The organism is Actinokineospora sp. NPDC004072 (genome assembly GCF_053604195.1).
The window spans coordinates 66,786-89,446 of record NZ_JBSGHB010000012.1; the positions used below are offsets into that span (position 1 = coordinate 66,786).

The following is a 22,661-nucleotide window of genomic DNA, read 5'->3' on the forward strand; positions in this document are numbered from 1 at the left end:
TAGCCCTGGGAGGGCGGTGTCAAGGGCCGGCGCAGCCGGTCGCGCAGCGACGCCGCAGGCGCCCTTGACGCCGCCCTCCCAGGGTTAAACAATCAAGCCAGAGGGAGCAACACCCCGAACCCGATTCTCTTCAATTCCGCCCTATTGGAAACCGGCTCTTCAACCGGCTTCAAACCCCAGCCGTCAGAAGCCGACCTTGTCGGCCGCGATCAGCAGGTAGTGGAAACTACCCTCCCGATAAGCCTGCAAGAACGACTTCTCCACCCCAGTAGCCACCGAAGACCGCTCCCGCAACTCCCAGTACGGGATCGTCTGCGGAGTCAGGTCCACCACGTTGATCGGCACCAGCCCATTGGCCTGCAGCGCCTTGAAGTACTGGCTGCGCGGGTGCACGCTGCACGTGTAGCGCTCGTCGATCTGGCTGACGGCCTTCGACCGCCCCCCGGTCACGTCGTTGTAGCACCCGGTGATGCACACGTACCGCCCGCCGTGCACCAGCAGCCGCGAGAACTCCCGGTACAGGTCGAACAGGTCGACGTACATGGTCGTCTCGTTCGTCCAGATGCCCCGCCGCGAGCCGGTGTCGAAGCCGGTGTCGAGCATGTTCCGGAAGTGGAACCGCACCCGGTCGGCCACGCCCCAGCGGCTCGCCTCGGCGTTGGCGAAGTCGACCTGCTTCTGCGAGATGCTCACCCCGTCGACGGCGCACCCGAACCGCCGGTTCGCCATGAACGAGGTGCCGCCGCGCCCGGAGCCCGCGTCCAGCAGCGCGTCGGTGGGCTGGATCGGTCCGAGGTGGTCCAGCAGCACGTCCGCCTGCGCCGACTCCAGCCGGTGCAGCTCGGCGATGATCGCCTCGTCGGGGCCGTCGAGCACCGCGGGGTCGTAGTCGCCGAGGCCGTAGTGGTGGTGGTAGAGCCCGTCGACCTCGCCGAGCCGCAGGTTGACCGGGTCCTGCTCGTTGTTCCAGTACTCGGCGATGGACTGCTGGTACGCGGTGCGCAGTACGGGGTCAGCGGACATCGTCATCTGGTTTCTCCTCGGATGCGTTGTATCGCGCGGTCGTGCTGTGCCATTCGCGGTTGCCGCCGAGCCAGGCCCAGATGTCGGCGAGGAACCGGCGGAGCTGGGGGGACCCGGTCGCGCTGAGCGCGGCGGCCTCCACGACGAAGGTGTGCATCAGCTCGTTGTGGATCTCGACGGTCCGGTCGAGGGCCTCCTTGGGGGAGCAGCCCTCCTCGGTGCGGATCACCTTCGGCAGGTCGAAGTCGTCGTCGGTCTCCTTCGCGTTGGAGTAGACGTCGTTGAGGACGACGCTGGCGGTGCCCGCGAGCGAGAACACCCGCCGCACGGCCGGGTGGGCGAACTCCGACGCGGTCAGCTCGTAGCCCGCGACCGGGTCGACCAGGGTCATCGGCGGCAGGAAGCTGTTCTGGTGCCGGTGGGTCAGGTACTCCCAGACCGGCGGGATGCGGCCGGAGACCCGCCAGATCGCCTCGTGGTTGTAGGCCATGAACATGATCGACAGCTGGTGCCGCAGCCGCAGCACCTGCGCGGGGGAGGCGTACTCCGAGAGGTGCTCCATCGCCGAGCGGTAGGCGACCGCCACCGGTTCGGCGTCGAGGGCCTTGGTCAGCTCGGGCACGTAGGCCGCGGGCAGGTCCACCGGGTCCATCGCCGCGTGCGTCAGGCCCAGCCGCTCGCCCAGCACGGCCGGGTTGGCGCCCATCGACTCCTCGTCGACGAAGTGGTCGTCGGTGGCCCACTCGGCCAGGACGCACTTGGCCGCGGCCAGCAGCCGGTCGGGGTCGTCGGTGCCCGGGTGGGCCAGCATCATCAGCCGCCCGAAGTCGGCCTTGTGCAGCTTGTCGGCCTGCCCCGGGTAGATGCCGACCTCGGCGGCCCAGTCGATGAGCTGGTCGTTGACCAGCTTGCCCAGCGCGCGGTCGTCGCGGACCGCGCCGGGGCAGAACAGGCCGTGGTCGTCGGTCTCGGCGGGCTCGACCCGGGCCAGGCGGGCCGCCGCGGTGCCCAGGCCGGTCGGCCCGGACAGCAGCGGGTGCGGCTTGTGCGGGATCAGGTCGGCCAGCGCGCCGGGCGCGCCATCCAGGTTGGACAGGATGGCGCGCGCGGCGTCGGCCAGCTCGGACGCGGACGCGGGCGCGAAGACCCGCGACAGTACGGACATGGTTGTCTCCTCCGAGCGGGTCGCTTCAGAGCTGGACGCCGTCGAGCACGCCGAGCGCGTCGGGGACGAGCACGGCCGCCGAGTAGTACGTGGTGACCAGGTAGGACGCGATCGCCTTGTCGCTGATGCCCATGAACCGCACGCTCAGCCCCGGCTGGTGCTCCTCGGGGAGGCCGGTCTGGTGGAGCCCGATCACGCCCTGGTTCTCCTCGCCCGTCCGCATGGCGATGACCGCGCTGGTGCCGCTGGGCCCGATCGGGATCTTGTCGCAGGGCAGCAGCGGCACGCCGCGCCAGGACGCCTGCCGCGTGCCCTCGACGACGACCGCGGGCGGGTGCAGGCCGAGCCTGCTGCACTCCCGCCCGAACGCGGCGATCGTGCGCGGGTGCGCCAGCAGGACCTTGGTCTTGCGCCTGCGGCTCAGCAGCGTGTCCATGTCGTCGGGCGTGGGCGGGCCGGAGCGGGAGCGGATGCGCTGGGTCGGGTCCACGTTGTGCAGCAGCCCGAACTCCCGGTTGTTGATCATCTCGTGCTCCTGCTTCTCGCGCAGGGCCTCGATGGTCAGCCGCAGCTGCTCCTCGGCCTGGTTCATCGGGGAGCTGTACAGGTCGGACACCCGGGTGTGGATGCGCAGCACGGTCTGGGCGACGCTCAGCTCGTACTCGCGGGGGTGCAGCTCGTAGTCGACGTAGGTGCTGGGCAGCACCGGCTCCCCGGTGTGCCCGGAGGCGACCGCGACCTCGGCCTCGCCCTTCTTGTTCACCGCTGGCGGCCGCCGGGACAGGTGCGCCCGCAGCTGCGGGGCGTTGTCCAGGACCTCGGCGAGCGCCGCCCGGGGCAGGCTCAGCGCGATCACGTCGGTGACGGCCTCGACGGTGTAGCGGGGCTCGCCGCCCCGGAACGCCTCCTGCCCGACGCAGCCGCCCTCGCCGAGCACGTCGAGCGCGACGGGGTCGCCGTACTCGCCGCGGCCGACCTTGCTCACCCGGCCGTGCGCCACCACGGTCACCGCGTCGGTGGGCAGCGCGTCGCCCGCGGCGAACTCCCGCTGCTCGAAGCGGTCGGCCAGCGCGGAGAGCACGTCCTCCTCCGCGAAGCCGCTGAGCACTTCGGACAGCTCGGCGGGGATCACCCGGTACAGCGAGCCGATGGCGGTGCACCCGACCAGGCCGTCGCCCGCGAGCGGGACGCGCCTGCGGTTGACCCGGTAGGCCCCGCCCCTGGCCTCCACCCACGGCAGGACCCGCAGCAGCCACCGGTCGGTGATCTCCTGCGACTGCGGCGGCGTCTTGGTGGTGGTGGCCAGGTTGCGGGCGGCCGCGGTGCTGAGGCTCATGCGCCATTCGGCGACGAGCTGGGTGGTCACCGGGTCAGCCCTCCCGGCCGATCTCGACGTTCTCCAGCACGGCGAGCGCGTCGGGGATCAGCACGGCGCAGGAGTAGTAGGCGCTGACCAGGTAGGAGATGATCGCCTTCTCGTTGATCCCCATGAAGCGCACCGACAGGCCGGGCTTGTACTCGTCCGGCAGGCCGGTCTGGTGCAGGCCGATGACGCCCTGGTTCTCCATGCCCGCGCGCAGCAGGATGATCTTGCTGGTCCGGGTCTCGCTGACCGGGATCTTGTTGCAGGGCAGGATCGGCACGCCCCGCCAGGCCGGGATCTTGTGCCCGCTGAAGTCGATCGGGTCGGGGTAGATGCCGCGCTTGTTCCACTCCCGGCCGATGGCGGCGATGGTGCGCGGGTGCGCGAGGAACGCCGTGGGCTCCTTCCACACCACCGACAGCAGCTGGTCGAGGTCGTCCGGGGTCGGCGGGCCGTTGCGGGTGTTCAGGCGGTTGGCGTAGTCGGCGTTGTGCAGCAGGCCGATCTCCGGGTTGTTGATCATCTCGTGCTCTTGCCGCTCGCGCAGCGCCTCGATGGTCAGCCGCAGCTGCTGCTCGACCTGGTCCATCGGCTCGTTGTAGAGGTCGGCGACGCGGGTGTGCACGCGCAGGACCGTCTGGGCGACGCTGAGGGGGTACTCGCGCGGGGAGAGCTCGTAGTCGACGTAGGTGCCCGGCAGCTCGGCCTCGCCCTCGTGCCCGGCCGACATCTCGATCTTCGCTTCGCCGTGCTCGTTGCGGTTGCGCGACATGCGCTCCTGGAACTGGTGCAGCTGCGTCTGCAGCGGCTCCGACTGGCGCAGCACCTCGTCGAAGCCCGCCTGCTGCAGGACGAGCACGACGCAGGAGGTCTCGGCCTTGACCGTGTACTCCCACATGCTCTGCGGGTCGGCCAGCGTCTCGTCGCCGAAGTGGTCGCCGTCGGCGAGCACGCCGAGCTCGGTGGGCTCGCCGTACTGCCCGGTGCCGATCTTCTTCACCCGGCCGTGCACGATGAGGAAGGCGTGGTCGGACGGGTTGCCGAACTCCACGATCACGTCGCCGGGCTGGTACTCGCGCTGCTCGAAGCGCTCGGCGAGCGCGGTCAGGGTGTCGAGGTCGTCCAAGCCGCGCAGCAGCGGCAGCTCGCACAGCTCCGGCGGCACGACCTGGGCCCGGTCGCCGATGTTGGCGAAGGTGACGCGGCCGTCGCCGACGGCGTAGCTCATCCGCCGGTTCACCCGGAAGGTGCCGCCCTTGGCCTCGATCCAGGGCAGCACGCGCAGCAGCCAGCGCGAGGTGATCGCCTGCATCTGCGGCACGGACTTGGTCGTCGTCGCCAGATTTCGGGCCGCAGCCGTGCCCAGGCTGGTGGGAAAAGCGTTCTCCTCGGTCTGGGGCTCGACCGGTTCGGTCACTGTCACTACGCCGCACCGCCAATTCAGGGATTGTTGTCGTCGAATAGGGGACTAAAAGCGGTTGTGATCACCGGGTGACGAAGCTATCAGCGCTGATCACAAGGCGTACAGTCGCTCGAACGTGTGCAGAATTGCACGCCTTCGGCAGACGACGGAACCCGAATGCGGGAGTGATCGTCACTCAGACGATCACCGCGGTCAGTGCTGCGCTGCCAGTCGGGTGAGGGCGCCCCGGACAACCTGAGGATTCGTCGTCGTCCAGAACGGCGGCAGCGAATTGCGCAGGAATCCCCCGTATCGGGCGGTGGCGATGCGCGGGTCCAGCACGGCGATGACGCCCCGGTCGGTGGTCGAGCGCAGCAGCCTGCCCGCGCCCTGGGCCAGCAGCAGCGCGGCGTGGGTGGCGGCCACGGTCAGGAAGCCGTTGCCGCCGTGCGCCTCGACCGCGCGCTGCCGGGCCGAGGCCAGCGGGTCGTCCGGCCGGGGGAACGGGATGCGGTCGATCACCACCAGCGACAGCGACGGCCCGGGCACGTCCACCCCCTGCCACAGCGACAGCGTGCCGAACAGGCTGGTGGCCGGGTCCTCGGCGAATTTCTTGACCAGCAGCGACGTGGAGTCCTCGCCCTGGCAGAGCACATCGGTCGACAGCCGCTCGCGCAGCGCCTGGGTGGCGTGCTTGGCCGCGCGCATCGAGGAGAACAGCCCCAGCGTGCGCCCGCCCGCGGCCTCGACCAGCTCGGCCAGCTCGGCCAGCACGGCGTCGGGCAGCCCGTCGCGCCCCGGCGGCGGCAGGTGCTTGGCCAGGTAGAGGATGCCGCTCTTGGCGTGGTCGAACGGCGAGCCGACGTCCAGGCCGCGCCAGCGGATGTCGCCCTTGTCCCGGGGCGGCTCCTTGGCCGTGGCCGCGCCGTCGGCCTGCTGGCCCTGCCGCTGCTCCGGCGGCAGGCCCCACTGCCTGGCCAGCGCGTCGAAGCTGCCGCCGAGGGTCAGGGTGGCGCTGGTGAGCACGGTCGTGGTCTCGCCGAACAGGCGCTCGCGCAGCAGCCCGGCCACGCTCAGCGGGGCGATGCGCAGGACCGCGGGCCGGTCGTTCTCGCGGCTCACCCACACCACGTCGCGCCGGTCGGCCTCCGGCGGGTCGAACGCCTCCAGCATCCGCTCGGCGGTGTCGTGCGCCTCGTCCAGCACCGACAGCGCGAGCTTGCGGGCCGTGGCCGTCTCCACGTCGTCCTTCTTCTCCGGGCCCATCGCGGTGATGCAGGCGTGCGCGGCGTCGCGGATGACGGTCAGCGTGGTGCGGATCGGGTCGGGCAGGGCGTCCATCCGGGCGGCGGGCACGTCCTCCAGCAGCATGCCCAGGCCCTCACCGGCCTCGGCGAGGCGGTCGGCGAGGCCGTCCTCGACCAGCCGCCCGACCCGGCGGGCGGCGATGCCCACGCTCGCCGCGGACAGCTCGCCGGTGGCCACCGAGGTCACCCGGTCGACCAGCTCGTGCGCCTCGTCGACGATGACGACGTCGTGCTCGGGGAGCACCTGGTAGCCCTGCAGCGCGTCGATGGCCAGCAGGGCGTGGTTGGTGACCACGATGTCGGCCCGGCCCGCCTCCGCCCTGGCGCGCTCGGCGAAGCAGTCGGTGCCGATGGGGCACTTGGCCACGCCCAGGCACTCCCGCGCCGACACCGACACCTGCCGCCAGCCCTGGTCGGACACGCCCGGCACGAGCTCGTCGCGGTCGCCGGTCTCGGTCTCCGACGCCCACTCCCGCAGCCGGGTGACCTCGCGGCCGAGCCGGGAGACCGCGAACGGGTCGAACAGGCCCTGCTCCTGCGGCTCCTCGGGGGCGTCGAGCCGGTGCAGGCACAGGTAGTTGCGCCTGCCCTTGAGGATGGCGAAGGTCGGCGCCCGCCGCAGGTCCTTGGCCAGCGCCTTCGCCACGCGCGGCAGGTCGCGGTCGACGAGTTGGCGCTGCAGCGCGATGGTCGCGGTGGACACCACCACGGTGGTGCCCTTCTCCACGGCGTGCCGGATCGCCGGGACCAGGTAGGCCAGCGACTTGCCGGTGCCGGTCCCGGCCTGCACGGCCACGTGGTCGCCGGTGCGGATGGCCTTGGCCACGGCCTCGGCCATCTCGACCTGGCCGGGCCGCTCCGCGCCGCCCACCGCCCCGACGGCGGTTTCCAGCAGGGCGCGGACGGGCGGCAGGGCGGGCATGGTCGTAGACCGTACCCCGACGGGTCAGCGCTCCAGCGCGACGACCCGGCTCGGCAGCTCGGCGTTGCGCCGGGTCTTCGTCCAGCGGTTGTTCCCCCGCACCAATCGGGAAAATGCGCGCCAGGACGTGATGTAGAAGGTGTAGATGTAAAGCGCGTAGAGGAATCCGTATCCGATCGAACGCACGAGCCCGACGCGCGGTTCGCATTTCTTCCGGTAGATCGGGCCCCAGATCAGGAACGGCAGCAGGCCGAAGGAACCGTAGGTGGCGAACAGCACCCACGCGCCGCCGCTGAACCACTGCCAGACCGCCGCGGGGTCGTCCACGGCGCGGATTCCCAGCAGCAGGAACGGAATCGGGTAGACGAGGGTGCCCAGCAGCTGCATCCACGGCTGGGCGAGGTAGTAGAGCATCTCGGCGGCGCCGAGGGTGGACAGGTGCGGGGAATCCCAGATCCGGCGCACGTACCGACCGCACTGCATCGTGCCCTGGCCCCACCGGGTGCGCTGGGCCAGGAACCGGCGCAGGCTGTAGAGCGCCTCCTGGTCGACGTGGGTGTCGATGGTGAACCCGGTCTTCCAGCCCGCGGTGAGCAGGTGCACGCCGAGCTCGAAGTCCTCCAGCAGCGCGCCGCGCCACGGCCCGGACCGGTCGGCGATCGCGTCGAGCGCCGAGAGGCGGGTGAACTGGCCGTTGCCGCCCATCGAGATGGTGCCGGTCTTGCCGCGGGAGAGCTGGATCGCCGCGATGGCGCTGCGGAACTCCAGGTCCTGCATGCGGACCAGCGCCGCGCCCAGGCGCCGGCGCAGCGGCCCGCCGTCGCGCGGCGGGACGCCCCGGTTGCCCATCCGCACGTCCACCTGCACCGCGCCGATCGCGGGGTCGCCGAAGAGGTGGTCGGCGGCGCACACGTCGAGGCAGTTGGGCGCGGGCCTGCCGTCGGCGTCGACCACGACGACGATGGCGCGGTCGGTGTCGGCGTGCTTGCCCATCCACGCCTTGAGCTCGCGGTAGGCGGCGTTGAGCGCGTGCCCCTTGCCGGTGCGGGCGTCCGGGCGGAACCGGCGGACCAGGTGCAGGTGCCGGTCGCCGCCGCGCTTGGGCCCGCGCAGCGCGGCGACCACCTCGGCGGTGGCGTCGTCGGAGTCGTCGTCGACGACCCACACGTGCGCGTGCGGGAAGGTGCCGCGCAGGTAGCGGATCGTGCCGCCGATGACGGCCTCCTCGTCGCGGCAGGGCACGAAGAAGTGCCACTCCAGCCCGGTGGCGTCGCCCACGGGTCCGCGCTTGTGCCGCAGGTAGGGGACCACGATCAGGCAGACGTAGGTCACGAACGCCACGCTCATCGTCAGCGCGAGGGCCTGGGTGAAGCCCAGCAGGACGGACAGGCTCACGGCGCCGGCTTCCCGGTCGCTGGCTTCCCGGACGCTGGCTTCCCGGTCGCGGGCTTCCTGGTCGCCAGCCACACGAACAGCACCAGCGCCGCCGCGCCGCCGATCACGCTCACCATCGAGCCCAGCAGCGTGTGGCCCCAGTGGTAGCCGCGGTCGGTGCCCAGCCACTCGATCAGGCCGACGAGGGTGAGCACGCGCAGCTGGTTGACCACGACCACCGCGGCGGTGGCGACGAGCAGCGCGGTCAGCACGCGCTTGGTGATGGCGGGCCGCAGCGCGATCATCACCGCGCCGACGACCAGCAGCGGCAGCACCAGGAAGGCCGACGTGCACTCCGGGCTCATCCGCAGGCCGAACGGCGTGTCCGAGCCTAGTCCGAAGTAGACCGTCTGGCGCTCCGCTGCCAAGTGGACGCCGTCGCTGGTGACCACCTTCAGGATTCCGCTTGCCAGCACCATCTCCGCGGTGCGGTAGAGCTTGTTGCCGACGACGAGCGCCACGGCGAGCGCGCCGAGGGCGACGACGACCGGGGTGGTGGGTGCTGGTCTTCGGGGCAGCGCTGTCGCCACGCGATCTCCTGGGGTCGGCCTGGCCGCATGGCCCGGTGGGGGACCGCCCCATCATCGTTCCGGACCGTGCGTCTGCCCATCGCTCGAAGGGGTGATGATTCGCTCGACGGGCGATACCCCGAGTAGATGAACCGGGTGACCAGTGCTGGTGTCCGTTGCGATCTTCACCTCTTCAGGTGGTGGTGCGTGTCGACTGTCGAGTCAGGCTCGTTTAGGCCGGTGTCCCTTCGCGACGTTGATCGTCGCCGGTTCCCGATGGAGGAATGGATGCACAACCGAATGGCGCGCCGGGCGGGCCTGCTCGGCTTGGCCGTCGCCGCCGCGCTCGTCGCCGGGGCCGTCCCCGCGGCGGCGGCCCCCGGCGACGGGTCGGCCTACGCGCTCTCCGCCGAGCTGACCCTCGCGGGCACGGGCGCGGTGCGGGTCGGCCCGATCGCGCCCAGCAGCACCGAAGGCCCCAGACAGGCGTCGGTGGCCACCGCGAACGTCCCCACCGTGCTGACCACCGGCCTGCTGACCAGCGAGTCCGAACTGGACGAGGAAACCGGCGTCGTGCGCTCGCAGGCCGCCACCGCCGATGTCGAGGTCCTGCTGGCCCGGCTCGGCTCGATCGGCCTGGTGCAGGCGGACTGCGAGGCCACGCAGTCCGGTGTGGCAGGCTCGACGACGCTGGCCGACGTGCGCCTGGCCGGGGTCACCGTCGGGGCGAACCCCGCCCCCAACACCAAGGTCGAGGTCGACCTCGGCCTGACCGATCTGATCACGCTCATCTTCAACGAGCAGATCCGCAACGCCGACGGCAGCCTCACGGTCAACGCCGTGCACCTCAAGGCCGACCTGCTGGTCGCCACCGGCGACGTGGTGATCTCCCAGGCCCGCTGCGGCCCGGCGGCCCCGCCGATCCCGCTGGCCTCCGGCATCGGCCTCTGGCTGGGCCTGGGCGTGGTCGGCGCGGCCGTGCCGTTCTGGGTCGCCGCCCTGCGCAGGCGGGCCTGATGTACAAGGCCCCCACCGGTGGCGCGATCGGCGGCGCGGGCCTGGCCGCCACCGGCGCCGATGTCGGCTGGTGGATCGCGCTGGGCCTGGCCCTGCTGGTCGTCGGAATCCTGCTCCTGCACGCCAAGCGGCGCGTGCGCGAATAGAGAGGCGGTTCGCGGTGCACGAGGTGCTGCTGCTCGTCGGAACCCGTCCGGAGGCGGTGAAGGCGGCCCCGGTCGCCCTGGCCATGCCCGGCTCCGGGCTGACCCCGGTCATCGTCCACAGCGGACAGCACGGTCCGGTGGTCGGCCAGGCGCTCGCCCCGTTCGGCCTGCGTCCCGACGAGCAGCTGGCCGTGCGCCGCACCGGCGGGGGGCAGGCGGAGCTGGTCTCCGCCCTGCTGCCCGCGCTGGATGCCGTGCTGGAGCGCAGGAAGCCCGCCGCGGTCGTCGTCCAAGGCGACACGACGACGACCCTGGCGGGCGCCCTGGCGGCGTTCTGGCGCGGTGTGCCGGTCGCGCACCTGGAGGCGGGCCTGCGCACGGGCGACCTGCGCGCGCCCTTCCCCGAGGAGGGCAACCGCCAGATGATCGCCCGCCTGGCCGCCCTGCACCTGGCCCCGACCCCGGACGCCGCCGCCGCGCTGCGCGCCGAATCCGTGCCGGTACCCGACATCGTGGTCACGGGCAACACCGTGGTGGACGCGGTCCGGCTGATCGCGTCCGCCGACCACCCGATCGCCGACCCCGCCTTCGCCGCGCTGGCGCCGGACCTGGCCGCAGGCGCCCGGCTGGTCCTGGTGACCGTCCACCGCCGCGAGTCCTGGGGCGCGCCGCTGCAGGGCATCCTGCTGGCCATCCGCGCCCTGCTGGAACGCCACCCGGACGTGCGCGTGCTGCTGCCCGCCCACCCCAACCCGGCCGTGCGCGCCGAGGTCAGCGCCGCCCTGACGGGCACCCCGCGCGCCGTCGTCACCGACCCGCTGCCCTACCCGGACCTGGTCCAGGCCCTGCGCCGCGCCACCCTGGTCATCACCGACTCCGGCGGCATCCAGGAGGAGGCCCCCACCTTCGGCGTCCCCGTCCTGGTCACCCGCGACACCACCGAACGCCCCGAAGCCCTCCGCGCAGGCTGCGCCCGCCTCGTCGGCACCGACCCGACCCGCATCCTGTCCGCCGCCATCCACACCCTGTCCAGCACCCCGACCCTCCCCCCAGGCAACCCCTTCGGCGACGGCCACGCCGCCGACCGGGTCATCACCGCCCTCCTCCGCCTGGTCGACACCCCGGAGCTGGTGGCGGCGGGCGGCTAGGCGGGCCGTGCCCTGGTAGGGGTCAGCCGACTGGGGCGACCTTGGGGATGCCGACGAGCGTGACGCCTGCGTCGGTCATGCGGTCGAGGGCGGACTCGACCGTGGCCACCGCGACCCCGGCCGTCATCTCCAGCAGGACCCGGGTGGTGAAGCCGGCCTCGGCCGCGTCGATGGCCGTCGCGCGGACGCAGTGGTCGGTGGCGATGCCGACGACGTCCACCCGGCCGACGCCGCGTTCGCGCAGCCAGTCGGCCAGGGGGGTGCCGTCGGCGGTGCCCTCGAAGCCGGAGTAGGCCGCCGCGTAGTCGCCCTTGCGGAAGACCTCGTGGATGCGGGAGGTGTCCAGCTGCGGGTGGAACTCGCTGCCGGGGGTGTCGGCGACGCAGTGGCGGGGCCAGGAGTCGACGTAGTCGGGGGTGTCGCTGAAGTGCGCGCCCGGGTCGATGTGGTAGTCGCGGGTGGCCACCACGAAGTCGTAGTCCGTCTCGGCGATGTAGTCGCTGATGGCGCCCGCGACCTCGGCGCCACCGGCGACGGCCAGGGAGCCGCCCTCGCAGAAGTCGTTCTGCACGTCCACGACGATCAGCGCGGTCTTGTCGGTCATCAGTGCTCTCCGGTCAGGTGGACGGTCGGGATCGCGGGCTCGCCCGCGGACAGCTTCAGGCCCTCCCACGGCAGGCTGACCAGGCCGTCGCGGACCCGCTGCCTGCCATCCTCCAGCGTGGGCAGGTCGGGCGCAGGCTGTCCACCGCGCAATAGGGGGATCTGCGGGTACCGGTCGTGCGGGTCGGCGGGCGGGCGCGGGCCCGAGGCCAGGAACACGACCTCCTCCAGCGCCGTCCCCGTCGCCTTGTGCCGCCGCAGGGCCACCTTGCGCCCGCCCAGCGACTCCTTGGACGAGGAGCGCTTGGCCACCGGCCGCCCGTCGACCTCCACCAGCTTGTAGACCATCCCCGCCGTCGGCGCGCCCGAGCCGGTCACCAGCGACGTGCCGACCCCGTAGGCGTCGACCGGCTCGGCCCGCAGCGCCGCGATGGCGTACTCGTCGAGGTCGCCGGAGACCACGATCCGGGTCTGCGTCGCCCCCATCCGGTCGAGCTGCTCGCGGGCCTGGCGGGCCAGCACGCCCACGTCGCCGGAGTCGATGCGGATGGCGCCCAGCCCGGTCCCGGCCACCTCGATGGCCGTGTCGATCCCGCGGGTGATGTCGTAGGTGTCGACCAGCAGGGTCGTGTCCGTCCCCAGCGCCGCGACCTGGGCGGCGAAGGCGTCGCGCTCGGTGTCGTGCAGCAGGGTGAAGGCGTGGGCGCAGGTCCCCGCCGTGGGGATGCCGTAGGTCCGCCCCGCCTCCAGGTTCGACGTGGTGGCGAACCCGGCCAGGTAGGCCGCCCGCGCGCAGGCCACCGCGGCCTGCTCGTGGGTGCGCCGACCGCCCATCTCGATGATCGGCCGCCCGTTGGCGGCGCTGACCATCCGGGCCGCGGCCGAGACGATCGCGCTGTCGTGGTTCATGATCGACAGCACCACGGTCTCCAGCAGCACCGCGTCGGCGAACGTGCCGGTCAGGGTCATGATCGGCGACCCGGGGAAGTACAGCTCGCCCTCGGGGTAGCCGTCGACGTCCCCGCCGAAGCGGTAGTCGGCCAGCCAGGCCAGCGCCTCGTCGCCGACCACGCCGGTGGCCCGCAGGTGCGCCAGCTCGGCCTCGCCGAAGCGGAAGCCTGCGATGGCCTCGACCACCCGCCCGGTGCCGCCGACGACCCCGTAGCGCCGCCCGTTCGGCAGCCGCCGGGCGAACACCTCGAACACGCAGCTGCGACCCGCCGTCCCGTCGCGCAGGGCCGCGGCCAGCATCGTCAGCTCGTAGTGGTCGGTCAGCAGAGCCGTCGTCATGGGCGAAGCCTACGGGTACGCCATTCGAGGGAAGATCCCTCGGACCCGACCTGAGCGGGCATGCCACCATTAGGGGTATGACCGCGCCCGTCGACATGGAGCAGACGCAGAGCAGCCCCGTCGGTTCCGAGGTGGTGTCCGAGGACAGACCGTGGCAGACGGTCGTCTGGAACGACCCGGTCAACCTCATGTCGTACGTGACCTACGTCTTCCAGAAGCTCTTCGGCTACAGCCGGGACAAGGCCACCAAGATCATGCTCGACGTCCACCACGAGGGCAAGGCCGTGGTGTCGTCGGGGACCAAGGAGAAGGTGGAGGGCGACGTGGCCCGGCTGCACGCCGCCGGGCTCTGGGCGACGATGGAACACGCATCGTGAAGCAGTGGACGCGCAAGGGCAAGCTGGTCGTGGCCACCGTCGACCGGCAGGAGGCCGCCGTGCTGCGCGGGCTGGTGTCGCAGATCGACGACATGCTCAAGGCCCGCCAGGAGGACTCCCCGCAGGACGAGCTGGCCGAGCTGACCGGCATCCGCACCGGCCCCACGACCTCCCCGGACGACCCGATCCTGTCCCGCCTGCTGCCCGACTTCCACCGGCTCGACCCGGACAACCCCACCCGCGAGGACATCGACTCCGCGGCCGCGCTGCGCTCGCTGCACGAGCCCGAGCTGCTCGACCGCAAGATCGGCGTCGCCGCGGTGGTGATGGACACCTGCCCGATGTACGGCGGTGAGGTGCGCCTCGACGACGAGCAGGCCGACGCCTGGCTGGCCGCGCTCAACGACGTGCGCATCGCCCTGGGCACCGCGCTGGAGGTCACCGAGGACACCCCCGACGAGCTGCCCGACGACGACCCCCGCGCCCCCAACATGGCCGTCTACCACTGGCTGACCTGGGTGCAGGAGTCGCTGGTCCAGGCCATCTCGGCGTGATCGCCGGGGTCCGGGTCGGCCACCACCACCGCATCGGCGGCGGCTGGGCCACCGGGACCACGGTCGTGCTGTTCCCGGAGGGGACCGTCGGCGGGGTCGACCAGCGCGGCGGCGCGCCCGGCACCCGGGAGACCGACCTGCTCGCCCCGGAGAACCTGGTCGAGCGGGTGGACGCGGTGTGCCTTTCCGGCGGCAGCGCCTACGGTCTGGCCGCCGCCGACGGCGTGATGCGCTGGCTGGGGGAGCGCGGCCGGGGCTTCCGGGTGGGCGCCCAGCCGCACGAGGTGGTGCCGATCGTGCCCGCCGCGGTGCTGTTCGACCTGCCCAGGTCGGACTGGGGCAACCGCCCGGACGCCGAGTTCGGCTACCTGGCCTGCGCCGCGGCCGCGGCGGGGCCGGTGGAGCAGGGCAGCGTCGGGGCGGGGGCGGGCGCGCGGGTCGGGTCGCTGAAGGGCGGGGTCGACGTCGCGTCGGTGCGGGTGGGGGAGATCACAGTGGCCGCGCTGCTGGCCGTCAACGCCCGCGGTGAGGCCGTCGACCTGCGGACCGGCGCCCTCCACGCGGCCGCGGTCGCCCCGGCGGACTTCCCGCCCGCCCCCGGCCGTCCCGGGGAGCTGGCCGCGCCCGCGCCGTCGGACCTCAACACCGTCATCGGGGTCATCGCCACCGACGCCGCCCTGACCAAGGCGCAGTGCCGCAGGCTGGCCATCTCCGGCCAGGACGGCCTGGCCAGGGCCCTGCGCCCGGCCCACTCCCTGTTCGACGGCGACACCCTCTTCGCCGCCGCCACCGGCGTCCACCCGGTGCCCGACGCGCTGGCCTTCGACGGTCTGTGCGCGGCGGCCGCCGACGCCGTGGCCCGCGCGGTCGGGCACGGCGTCCTGGCCGCGTCCACCGTGGGTGACCTGCGCGCATACCGCGACGTGTGGCCCTGACGTGCCTGCTCCCACGGACTGGGAGCGCCCCATCCGGCCAGTAGGATGGGCGTCGTGCTGCAGATCCGCCGAGACCTAGTGGACGCGATGGTGGCGCACGCCCGCCGCGACCACCCGGACGAGGCGTGCGGCGTGATCGCCGGTCCCGAGGGCTCCGACCGCCCCGAGCGGTTCATCCCGATGCTCAACGCCGCGCGCTCGCCGACGTTCTACGAGTTCGACTCGACCGATCTGCTGCGCCTCTACCGCGACATGGACTCCCGCGGCGAGGTGCCGGTGGTCATCTACCACTCGCACACCGCCACCGAGGCGTACCCGTCGCGCACCGACATCTCCTACGCCTCCGAGCCCGACGCGCACTACGTGCTGGTCTCCACCCGCGACCCGGAGGTCCACGAGCTGCGGTCCTTCCGCATCGTGGACGGTGTCGTCACCGAGGAGCCCGTCGACGTCGTCGAGTCCTACCGCTTCGCCCACACCGGCCCGGACGACGTCCCCGAGCGCGGCTAAGGAATACCCGCCCTTTCCCAGGCGTCTTTCCTCAACGAATCAGCGTTATCCAACCGGAGGTTCCCCCATCATGGCCGTGACCGTCTCGATCCCGACCATCCTGCGCACCCACACCGGCGGCGAGAAGACCGTCTCCGCCGCGGGCGCCACCCTGGCCGAGGTGATCGACAACCTGGAGGCCAACCACGGCGGCCTCAAGGCCCGGCTGGTCAAGGACGGCACCCTGCACCGCTTCGTCAACGTCTACGTCAACGACGAGGACGTGCGCTTCGCGGGCGGGCTGGAGGCCAAGGTGGCCGACGGCGACAACGTGACCATCCTCCCGGCCGTCGCGGGCGGCTGATCCACCGTGGCCAGGTACGACTCACTGCTGCACGCGCTCGGCGACACGCCGCTGGTCGGCCTGCCCCGGCTGGCGCCCGCCGAGGGCGTGCGGCTGTGGGCCAAGCTGGAGGATCGCAACCCGACGGGCTCGGTGAAGGACCGCCCCGCCCTGGCCATGATCGAGGCGGCCGAGCGCGACGGGCGGCTGAGCCCGGGGTGCACGATCCTGGAGCCGACCTCGGGCAACACCGGCATCGCGCTGGCGATGGCCGCCAAGCTCAAGGGCTACGGCCTGGTGTGCGTGATGCCGGAGAACACCTCTGAGGAGCGCAAGCAGCTCTTGCAGGCCTACGGCGCGCGCATCGTCTACTCGCCCGCCGCGGGCGGCTCGAACGAGGCGGTCCGCCGGGCGAAGGCGCTGGCGGCCGAGCACCCGGACTGGGTGATGCTCTACCAGTACGGCAACCCGGACAACGCCCTGGCCCACTACCGCACCACCGGCCCGGAGATCCTGCGCGACCTGCCGACGGTGACCCACTTCGTCGCGGGCCTGGGCACGACGGGCACCCTGGTCGGCGTCGGCCGCTACCTGCGCGAGCACAAGCCGGACGTCCAGGTGATCGCCGCCGAGCCCCGGTACGGCGAGCTGGTCTACGGCCTGCGCAACCTGGACGAGGGCTTCGTCCCCGAGCTGTACGACCCCGACGTGCTGACCGGCCGCTACTCGGTCGGCTCCTACGACGCCCTGCGCCGGACCCGGCAGCTGCTGGAGGTCGAGGGCATCTTCGCGGGCATCTCCACCGGCGCGATCCTGCACGCCGCCCTCGCGGTGGCCGAGAAGGTCGCCGGGACGGGCGAGTCGGCGGACGTGGTCTTCATCGTCGCGGACGCGGGCTGGAAGTACCTGTCGACCGGCGCGTACTCGGGCTCGCTCGACGAGGCCGCCGAACGCCTCGACGGCCACCTCTGGGCCTGACAGCCCTCAGCAGTCCACTTCGGCCAGCAGGGACCGGGCTTCGTCGCGGCACAAGGCGCTCCAGCGGGCCAGGGCCCGGGCTGCCTTGGTGCGGATGTGCTGGGGCGCCGCGGAATCGTGGGCGATCTCGCGGGCGGTGATGGCTGCCTGCTCGCGGTATCCCCGGTGGACGCGGGCCATCTCCGCGGCCGCCCGCAACCGCACGCCGGGTCGCAGGGCACGGTTGCCTGCCAGGTCCGCCAATGCGGCCGCGCCTTCGTACGGCTCGAAGTCGGCGAGGCAGGTGAGGACCTGGACGCCTGCGCCGGTCGGGGGTGCTGGGAGCTTGCGGAGGGCACGCACCAGCTCGCCCCGGAGGTCGGGGCGGTGCCAGGCGAGCGACCGGGCGGCCTGCGCGCGGGTGAGCAGCGGGATGGTGTCGTCGTCCAGCAGGGTCCGCAGGGCGTCGGCCCCCCACTCGCGGCCGCGCTCACCGAGCACCATCAGATCCTTGGCCGCCCGCAGCCGCAGGGCAGGTCGGCTGCCCCCGCGGGCGACCTCCCGCAGCACCCGCGCCGCCGCCCGGCGGTCGGCCACCGCGTACTCGCGCAGCACCTGAGCCGCCCACACCCGGGTCGCTGGGCGCGGGTGGTCCAGCATCCGACGGATCGGATCGATCCCGTCCACCGCGCGGAGGGCGAGCCGGATCTTCATCAGGCGGAGGCCCGAGATGCGCTGATCCGCGCACAGCGCCCGCAGCCCGTCCACGGCCGCCGCGGGGGCTAGCGTGCTGATCTCCACCAGCTGATCGACCGCCGCCGTGCGATCCCGCCAGGCCGCCGCAGCGTCCCCGATCACCCGGTACAGCTCGTCCAGCACCCGCCGTCGGTGGGTCTGGCCCAGGCCCGCCAGGGCAACCCGAGCTTTGCCGGTCGGTTGTGCGTCCGCCAGGAAGCGGGCGACCTCGGTGGCGTGGCGTGGGAACAGCTGGGCGAGCAGGACGGCAGCATCGATCCGCTCACCCGGCAGGTACTCGGCCGCGCCCATCGCCTCACGCAACACCGCCTCAGCCACCCTGGCGAGCCGCTGGCCGTCCCACTCGCTCAGCCCCGCCACGCGCATACTGAGCGGAACACTCGCATCGGCCAACAACTCGCGATGCGCTTCGATCCCCGCAGCGCCAACGAGCACCCGGGTGAGCATTCGCCGCGCCACCGCTGGGAGCCTCGGATCGCCCAGGAGCGCTACCCGCATCCGGTTCAGGTGCGCGGGGTCAACCGCGCGCAGAGCGGACATCCAGCGCAGAATGCGCTCGCGCTCCTCGCTGGTGTTCGTGGGGTCGTCAACGAGGGCGGACAACGGGGAACTGCTGGGCTCGAACCGCCCCAGCCAGTACCCGGCTTCCGCGCGGTCCGCCGCGGGAAGGCTCTCGTCGGCCACCATCGCCCGCAGGCGCACAGTGTCGGCCGCGCCCAACGCCGCGAGTTCGGCGAACACGTCGATTCCCCAGCTCGCGCCGAGGAATTGGTCCTTCGCCTGCTCGACCAGCTCGGCGACGGCCTCGGGCTCCGAGCAGGTGTTCGCCACGATCGCCGCGCACGTTCGCCGGACGTAGTGCGGCACATCGGAATCGCGCATCAGCGAACGGATCTGCCCGATCAGTCCATTATAGACGACACTGCGGGTTTGGTTGACCCACCCATAGACCGCTTCGTGGGCGCCGCGTACCAGTGCCTCGGCCACGCCGCCTGGCGTCGCCTCAGCCAAGAGCAGGCCGGCCTGCAGGTGTTCGGCAGCGGCGAGGGAGTCGTCGTCGAGGACGTCCCGCAACGCGGGGCGCAGGCGGTCGTCTGCAGGATCGAGCTCGGCTACCGCCTTCGCCGCGTAGCAGACGGTCGACGCAGTGGCCCCGGTGGCGACCTCGACCAACAGGTCGGCGATCTCCGCACGGCCTGCTCGGCCCAGGCTGCTCGCCGCGCTGCTGACGAGCGGCAGGTAGGACGCGGGGACGGACCGGCCCAGCAGGAGGTCCCGCAGGCCGTCGACCGCCGCGCGGTGGAAGCGGGGACCGAGGTTCACCAAGCCGCGGAACGCGGAGAACCGCACGCCCCCGGAGCGGTCAGGGTCGCGCAGCACCGTCGCGCACGCCTGGGCCATCGCATCGATGTCATCCCCGTCGGACCGCGAGAACATCAGGTCGTTCCCGTGGACCTCCCAGGCGACCGCTTCGTCCGGCCCCAGCAGGGCGAGCAACGCCGCCTCCGCCTGGTCTCGAACTGCGGTCCCAGCTTGCGCAGCGCACGCCAGGCGACAGCCCGGGCCGCGGGGGGAGCGCTGCTCGTGGCGATGGTCAGCAGAGGGCTGGCCACCTCGGGGTGGAACTCCGGGCCGAGGTCGGCCAAGGTGCTGCCCGCGTTCACGCGCGTCCGCGAGGAGGCGGCCCGATCGCCGAGGATGCCGCGCAGCCGGTCGACGGCCAGCCTCCGGTACCGGTCGCCCATGCCCGCGAGCTGCCCCAGCGCGGAGATGTCGGCGCTGTCCGCGGGCTGGTCCAGCAGCCGGTCGAGGAGCGCTTCGGACTCGGCCCGGTGGTCCGGCCCTAGCTCCGCGACGATGCTGATGACCCAGTACAGGCCAGCGAACTGGTAACCCGCCAGGGGCACGAGCGCCGCCTTGACCAGTTCCAGGGCCTGCTGGGGGAAGCCGAACTCGGCGAGAGACTGGGCGCAGCGGAAGCGATCGATCGGGCGGATGGGGACGTCCGCCGCCATCGCCATGAGGTGGTTGACGGCCGTGCTGCGCGGGCCCGGGCCCAGCTCGGCCAGCGCTTCGACGGCCCGGCACCGGTCCCACATTTCCATCCGCTGGTCCGCAGCCATCTCGGAGAGGATGGCGACGGCTTCGGCGCTGTGCTGCGGGCTCAGCGACGCCAAGCCCTCCGCGGCGGAGCGCATGCCCGGCCGCCACTCCGAGCGATTGTTGAATCTCCACCGGAACACCTCGACCGCTCGGTCGTGGAATTCCGGGCCGATCTCGACTAGTCCGGTGGCTGCCGCGACGCGCCAGTCGTCCGGTAGCCAGGGGTTGTCGATGACGGCTTCGAGGGTGGCGACGGCGTGCTCGCGTCCTCCCAAGCCCGCTAGGACCACCGCTGCCGACCGGCTCGTGTACGCGGTCGCGTCCGGGTCGGCCAGGACGGATCTGAGGCCGCGTTCGGCGGTTTCCTGTTCCGCCCCGCCGCACTCCGACAGCGCCTCCGCGGCCGCCAGCCGGTGGGACACGGCGATCGAGCCGTCCTCGGTCACCTGGCGCAGCACCGCCAGCGCTTCGGCGGTCTCCGGGCCGCGCAGCCGGGTGGCCAATGCCGTGGCTGCTTCGACCCGCGAGTCCCACGGGGCCTCGGTGTCGCGCATCAGGCCCAGCAGCCAGTCGGGTAGGCCGGGGTGGTGGGTCGCCCGGCTGGCCTGGGTCAGGATCTCCCGGCCCTGGGGCTGCGTCGTCATCGCCCAGGCGCGGGCGGTGGCGAGGAAGGCGGTGACCGCCTCCGGGCTCGTGGGGATGTGCCAGGCCAGGAGGCGGGCGGCGAGCAGGTGGTCCTCGGGCAAGCCCTGGTGCAGCCAGTGGATCAGGCGGTCGGCCTCAGTGGTGCGCAGGTGCGCGTAGTGCAGGAGCACGGCGCGCGCGTGGCGGCCGCGCTCCTCGGCGCGGGAGGTGTGCAGGAGGCGGGCGAAGTCGGGGTGGTCGGGGTCGAAGCGGTCGGGCAGCAGGCGGGCCTGGGCGGTGGCGGCCAGGTGCTCGGCGAAGCTGTGGTGCAGGAAGCGCAGGTCGCCCGCGCGGTGGACGAGCGGGCCCGCCGAGGTCAGGTGGTCGGCCAGCTCCTCAGCGGGCAGGTCGGGGGCGTGCTCGCGGACCCACTCCTGCGCGGCGGTCGACAGGGACGTGTCGGCCTCCAGCCGGACGCGGCCGAGGTGCTCCAGCAGCGGGTCGCAGATGCGCTGGAAGCGGGCGGGGCGCGCGTCGCGGGACCGCAGGTGCTTGAGGTACCACTCGTACAGCTCGTACTGGTTGTCCGGCAGCGGGCGGTCGCCGCGCTGCTCGAAGACGATCGCGGCGATGGTGGCCAGCAGCGGCACCCGGACCAGCTCGTCGAGGTGGGCGGCCCGGACCTGGCGCAGGAAGCGGGCGGCGGCGGGCGCCTCGTCGAACCAGTTCGCCGCGAAGCGCCCCAGCGCCTCCTCGTCGAAGGGCTGCAGCTCGTAGCGGGCCGCGCCGATCCGCTGCACGGGGGCCAGCGCCGCGCCCTCGACGGGGCGGGTCGTCAGCAGCAGGCGGTAGGGGGAGCCCGCGCCTGCCCAGCGGGCCAGCACCCGCACCAGGTTCTCCCGCTCCACCGGGTCGGCCACCTCGTCGAGGCCGTCGACCAGCAGCAGCCACCGGCAGCCCGCGACGCGCCCGCCGAGCGCGGCCGCCGTCGGCTGGCAGCCCAGCAGGGCGCCGTACTCGGCCCGCGCGCTCCCGGCGAGGGCGTCGGCGAAGGGCAGGGCGAGCCGGGTCGCCAGCTCGCGGGCGGTCAGCCGCAGCGGCAGGACCGGCTCGGCCAGCGGCTCGTCCCCGCCGGACAGCCAGCGCGCGGCGATGTCGGCGGCCAGGCGCAGCGACAGCGTGGACTTGCCCTGCCCGGGGCCGCCGGTGACCACCAGGTTGTCGTCGGCGTCGAGCGCGGCCCGCAGCGTGCGGGCGGGCGGGCGCACGGCGATGCGGACCACCGGGGTGCGCGGCGGCTCGGTGAGGTGGCCGCGGGCGTCGAGGATGGGCTCGGGGCGGTGCTGCTTGGCGGCCTTCTCCTCCGAGCCGTGCCCGAGGTCTTGGCGGACGTAGACCGCGGCCAGGCTGGGCCGCTTCGCGCCGGGCAGGCGGTAGGGCAGGTCCTCGGCGGCCTGCACCTGCGCGTCGAGCAGCGACCGGACCTCGCTCGGCAGGCCGGTGCCCCAGTCCGCCGGGGGAGCGGGGGCCGCCGCGGGCGCGTAGTGGATGTGGACGTCGCCGTGGAGGTCGCCCACCTGCAGCGCGGGTCCGGTGACCGGGCCGTCGATGCGGTTGGAGACGGTGCGGTCGGATTCCACCTGACTCCCCCGTGGGCGGTCGTCGCGGTGGTTGATCATACGCCGCGGGGTAGGTTGCCCGGGTGATTGAAGTGGTCCGCTCCGCAGAGGTGCCCGCGCCGCCCATGCGCGTCTGGGCCGTCGTCGCCGACGCCCGCCGCGCCCCGGACTGGTTCAGCTTCGCCGACCGGACCGAGGTCCTGTCGGGTTCGGGGAAGGGCGAGCGCCGCCGCCAGCACGGGCGCTGGGGCGGGCAGCGCGCCGAGATCGACCAGGAGGTCGTGGAGTTCGCCCCCGGCGAGCTGATCGCCTGGAAGCACCTCGCCGAGCGGGTCGAGGGCAAGGCCCCGCCCAAATGGGCCGCGTCGGCGGTGTTCCGCATCGAACTGGCCCCCGCCGGCGAGGGCACGCTCGTCACGCTGCGGCTGGTGCAGGAGCCGGTGTCGTTCTGGCACGGGCTGGCGATGCGGTTCGGCACGCGGCCCATCACCACGCGGATGGAGGAGTCGCTGACCCGGCTGGCGGGCGCCGTCGATTGAGCGTCGGCCCCCCTGGGCTGCGCAAACCCGTACCCT

The 22,661-nt window shown here is 72.8% G+C and carries 21 protein-coding genes; 10 read left to right on the plus strand and 11 right to left on the minus strand.

Annotation, left to right across the window (positions count from 1 at the left end):
* Window positions 1–183: 183 nt before the first annotated feature.
* The 7 genes from ACWEPX_RS19820 to xrtP form a co-directional block, all read right to left on the minus strand.
* The gene (locus ACWEPX_RS19820) at window positions 184–1,029 is read right to left on the minus strand and encodes a geranyl diphosphate 2-C-methyltransferase (RefSeq protein ID WP_451898660.1); all 846 of its coding nucleotides are present in this window, start codon (window positions 1,027–1,029) and stop codon (window positions 184–186) included.
* Window positions 1,013–2,188: a family 2 encapsulin nanocompartment cargo protein terpene cyclase gene (locus ACWEPX_RS19825; protein WP_451898661.1), complete on the minus strand. Its 1,176-nt coding sequence runs from the start codon at window positions 2,186–2,188 to the stop codon at window positions 1,013–1,015. Before ACWEPX_RS19825 ends, ACWEPX_RS19820 begins: the two co-directional genes overlap by 17 nt.
* A 25-nt stretch (window positions 2,189–2,213) precedes the next feature.
* Entirely contained in the window at window positions 2,214–3,524 is a 1,311-nt protein-coding gene (locus tag ACWEPX_RS19830) for a family 2B encapsulin nanocompartment shell protein (RefSeq protein ID WP_451898825.1), read from the minus strand.
* Between the two features lie 34 nt (window positions 3,525–3,558).
* A complete protein-coding gene (locus ACWEPX_RS19835; protein ID WP_451898662.1) occupies window positions 3,559–4,974 on the minus strand; it encodes a family 2B encapsulin nanocompartment shell protein in 1,416 nt (471 codons plus the stop codon).
* A 192-nt stretch (window positions 4,975–5,166) separates the two neighbouring features.
* Complete coding sequence (locus ACWEPX_RS19840) at window positions 5,167–7,182, minus strand: ATP-dependent DNA helicase (protein ID WP_451898663.1); 2,016 nt, start codon at window positions 7,180–7,182, stop codon at window positions 5,167–5,169.
* A 24-nt stretch (window positions 7,183–7,206) separates the two neighbouring features.
* Window positions 7,207–8,529 carry a glycosyltransferase gene (locus tag ACWEPX_RS19845; RefSeq protein WP_451898826.1) on the minus strand — a complete coding sequence of 441 codons (1,323 nt, stop codon included), beginning with the start codon at window positions 8,527–8,529 and terminating at the stop codon, window positions 7,207–7,209.
* 44 nt (window positions 8,530–8,573) lie between these two features.
* Window positions 8,574–9,146 (minus strand): exosortase P, encoded by a 573-nt coding sequence (gene xrtP / locus ACWEPX_RS19850; protein WP_451898664.1) that lies wholly within the window; start codon window positions 9,144–9,146, stop codon window positions 8,574–8,576.
* A gap of 267 nt (window positions 9,147–9,413) precedes the next feature.
* Here xrtP and ACWEPX_RS19855 point away from each other — a divergent pair, with 267 nt between their 5' ends.
* Genes ACWEPX_RS19855 through wecB form a run of 3 tightly spaced genes read left to right on the plus strand, consistent with a single transcriptional unit; the run spans window position 9,414 to window position 11,436 of the window.
* Window positions 9,414–10,142 (plus strand): choice-of-anchor P family protein, encoded by a 729-nt coding sequence (locus ACWEPX_RS19855; protein WP_451898665.1) that lies wholly within the window; start codon window positions 9,414–9,416, stop codon window positions 10,140–10,142.
* Window positions 10,142–10,288: an LPXTG cell wall anchor domain-containing protein gene (locus tag ACWEPX_RS19860; RefSeq protein ID WP_451898666.1), complete on the plus strand. Its 147-nt coding sequence runs from the start codon at window positions 10,142–10,144 to the stop codon at window positions 10,286–10,288. Before ACWEPX_RS19855 ends, ACWEPX_RS19860 begins: the two co-directional genes overlap by 1 nt.
* A 14-nt stretch (window positions 10,289–10,302) precedes the next feature.
* A complete protein-coding gene (wecB, locus tag ACWEPX_RS19865; protein WP_451898667.1) occupies window positions 10,303–11,436 on the plus strand; it encodes a non-hydrolyzing UDP-N-acetylglucosamine 2-epimerase in 1,134 nt (377 codons plus the stop codon).
* Between the two features lie 22 nt (window positions 11,437–11,458).
* On the opposite strand, the gene ACWEPX_RS19870 is transcribed toward wecB, so the two are convergent.
* Both ACWEPX_RS19870 and ACWEPX_RS19875 read right to left on the minus strand, forming a co-directional pair.
* Window positions 11,459–12,040, minus strand: a complete 582-nt coding sequence (locus ACWEPX_RS19870) for a nicotinamidase (protein WP_451898668.1) — start codon at window positions 12,038–12,040, stop codon at window positions 11,459–11,461.
* The gene (locus ACWEPX_RS19875; RefSeq protein WP_451898669.1) at window positions 12,040–13,329 is read right to left on the minus strand and encodes a nicotinate phosphoribosyltransferase; all 1,290 of its coding nucleotides are present in this window, start codon (window positions 13,327–13,329) and stop codon (window positions 12,040–12,042) included. The genes ACWEPX_RS19870 and ACWEPX_RS19875 overlap by 1 nt, the downstream gene beginning before the upstream one ends.
* Before the next feature lie 77 nt (window positions 13,330–13,406).
* Here ACWEPX_RS19875 and clpS point away from each other — a divergent pair, with 77 nt between their 5' ends.
* From clpS to ACWEPX_RS19905, 6 genes are all read left to right on the plus strand, one after another.
* Window positions 13,407–13,706 (plus strand): ATP-dependent Clp protease adapter ClpS, encoded by a 300-nt coding sequence (gene clpS, locus ACWEPX_RS19880; RefSeq protein WP_451898670.1) that lies wholly within the window; start codon window positions 13,407–13,409, stop codon window positions 13,704–13,706.
* On the plus strand, window positions 13,703–14,260 hold the full coding sequence (locus ACWEPX_RS19885) for a DUF2017 domain-containing protein (RefSeq protein ID WP_451898671.1): 558 nt from the start codon (window positions 13,703–13,705) through the stop codon (window positions 14,258–14,260). Before clpS ends, ACWEPX_RS19885 begins: the two co-directional genes overlap by 4 nt.
* Window positions 14,257–15,195, plus strand: coding sequence for a P1 family peptidase (locus ACWEPX_RS19890; RefSeq protein WP_451898672.1), 939 nt, complete (start codon window positions 14,257–14,259; stop codon window positions 15,193–15,195). Before ACWEPX_RS19885 ends, ACWEPX_RS19890 begins: the two co-directional genes overlap by 4 nt.
* A gap of 45 nt (window positions 15,196–15,240) precedes the next feature.
* Complete coding sequence (locus tag ACWEPX_RS19895; protein ID WP_451898673.1) at window positions 15,241–15,705, plus strand: Mov34/MPN/PAD-1 family protein; 465 nt, start codon at window positions 15,241–15,243, stop codon at window positions 15,703–15,705.
* 70 nt (window positions 15,706–15,775) lie between these two features.
* A complete protein-coding gene (locus ACWEPX_RS19900) occupies window positions 15,776–16,048 on the plus strand; it encodes a MoaD/ThiS family protein (protein ID WP_189212312.1) in 273 nt (90 codons plus the stop codon).
* A gap of 6 nt (window positions 16,049–16,054) precedes the next feature.
* On the plus strand, window positions 16,055–17,005 hold the full coding sequence (locus tag ACWEPX_RS19905; protein ID WP_451898674.1) for a PLP-dependent cysteine synthase family protein: 951 nt from the start codon (window positions 16,055–16,057) through the stop codon (window positions 17,003–17,005).
* 6 nt (window positions 17,006–17,011) lie between these two features.
* Here the strand turns inward: ACWEPX_RS19905 and ACWEPX_RS19910 are convergent, their stop codons facing one another.
* Window positions 17,012–19,237 carry a hypothetical protein gene (locus ACWEPX_RS19910; RefSeq protein WP_451898675.1) on the minus strand — a complete coding sequence of 742 codons (2,226 nt, stop codon included), beginning with the start codon at window positions 19,235–19,237 and terminating at the stop codon, window positions 17,012–17,014.
* The gene (locus tag ACWEPX_RS19915; RefSeq protein WP_451898676.1) at window positions 19,177–22,107 is read right to left on the minus strand and encodes an NACHT domain-containing protein; all 2,931 of its coding nucleotides are present in this window, start codon (window positions 22,105–22,107) and stop codon (window positions 19,177–19,179) included. Before ACWEPX_RS19915 ends, ACWEPX_RS19910 begins: the two co-directional genes overlap by 61 nt.
* A 62-nt stretch (window positions 22,108–22,169) precedes the next feature.
* Between ACWEPX_RS19915 and ACWEPX_RS19920 the strand changes: the two genes are divergently transcribed.
* The gene (locus ACWEPX_RS19920) at window positions 22,170–22,625 is read left to right on the plus strand and encodes an SRPBCC family protein (protein ID WP_451898677.1); all 456 of its coding nucleotides are present in this window, start codon (window positions 22,170–22,172) and stop codon (window positions 22,623–22,625) included.
* Window positions 22,626–22,661: the final 36 nt, after the last annotated feature.

Bases quoted from the DNA above. Each gene is read 5' to 3' on its own strand.
- ACWEPX_RS19820 (WP_451898660.1), bottom strand. From the start codon at position 1,029: ATGACGATGTCCGCTGACCCCGTACTGCGCACCGCGTACCAGCAGTCC.
- ACWEPX_RS19825 (WP_451898661.1), bottom strand. From the start codon at position 2,188: ATGTCCGTACTGTCGCGGGTCTTCGCGCCCGCGTCCGCGTCCGAGCTG.
- ACWEPX_RS19830 (WP_451898825.1), bottom strand. From the start codon at position 3,524: ATGAGCCTCAGCACCGCGGCCGCCCGCAACCTGGCCACCACCACCAAG.
- ACWEPX_RS19840 (WP_451898663.1), bottom strand. From the start codon at position 7,182: ATGCCCGCCCTGCCGCCCGTCCGCGCCCTGCTGGAAACCGCCGTCGGG.
- ACWEPX_RS19845 (WP_451898826.1), bottom strand. From the start codon at position 8,529: ATGAGCGTGGCGTTCGTGACCTACGTCTGCCTGATCGTGGTCCCCTAC.
- ACWEPX_RS19855 (WP_451898665.1), top strand. From the start codon at position 9,414: ATGCACAACCGAATGGCGCGCCGGGCGGGCCTGCTCGGCTTGGCCGTC.
- ACWEPX_RS19860 (WP_451898666.1), top strand. From the start codon at position 10,142: ATGTACAAGGCCCCCACCGGTGGCGCGATCGGCGGCGCGGGCCTGGCC.
- ACWEPX_RS19870 (WP_451898668.1), bottom strand. From the start codon at position 12,040: ATGACCGACAAGACCGCGCTGATCGTCGTGGACGTGCAGAACGACTTC.
- ACWEPX_RS19875 (WP_451898669.1), bottom strand. From the start codon at position 13,329: ATGACGACGGCTCTGCTGACCGACCACTACGAGCTGACGATGCTGGCC.
- clpS (WP_451898670.1), top strand. From the start codon at position 13,407: ATGACCGCGCCCGTCGACATGGAGCAGACGCAGAGCAGCCCCGTCGGT.
- ACWEPX_RS19895 (WP_451898673.1), top strand. From the start codon at position 15,241: ATGGGCGTCGTGCTGCAGATCCGCCGAGACCTAGTGGACGCGATGGTG.
- ACWEPX_RS19900 (WP_189212312.1), top strand. From the start codon at position 15,776: ATGGCCGTGACCGTCTCGATCCCGACCATCCTGCGCACCCACACCGGC.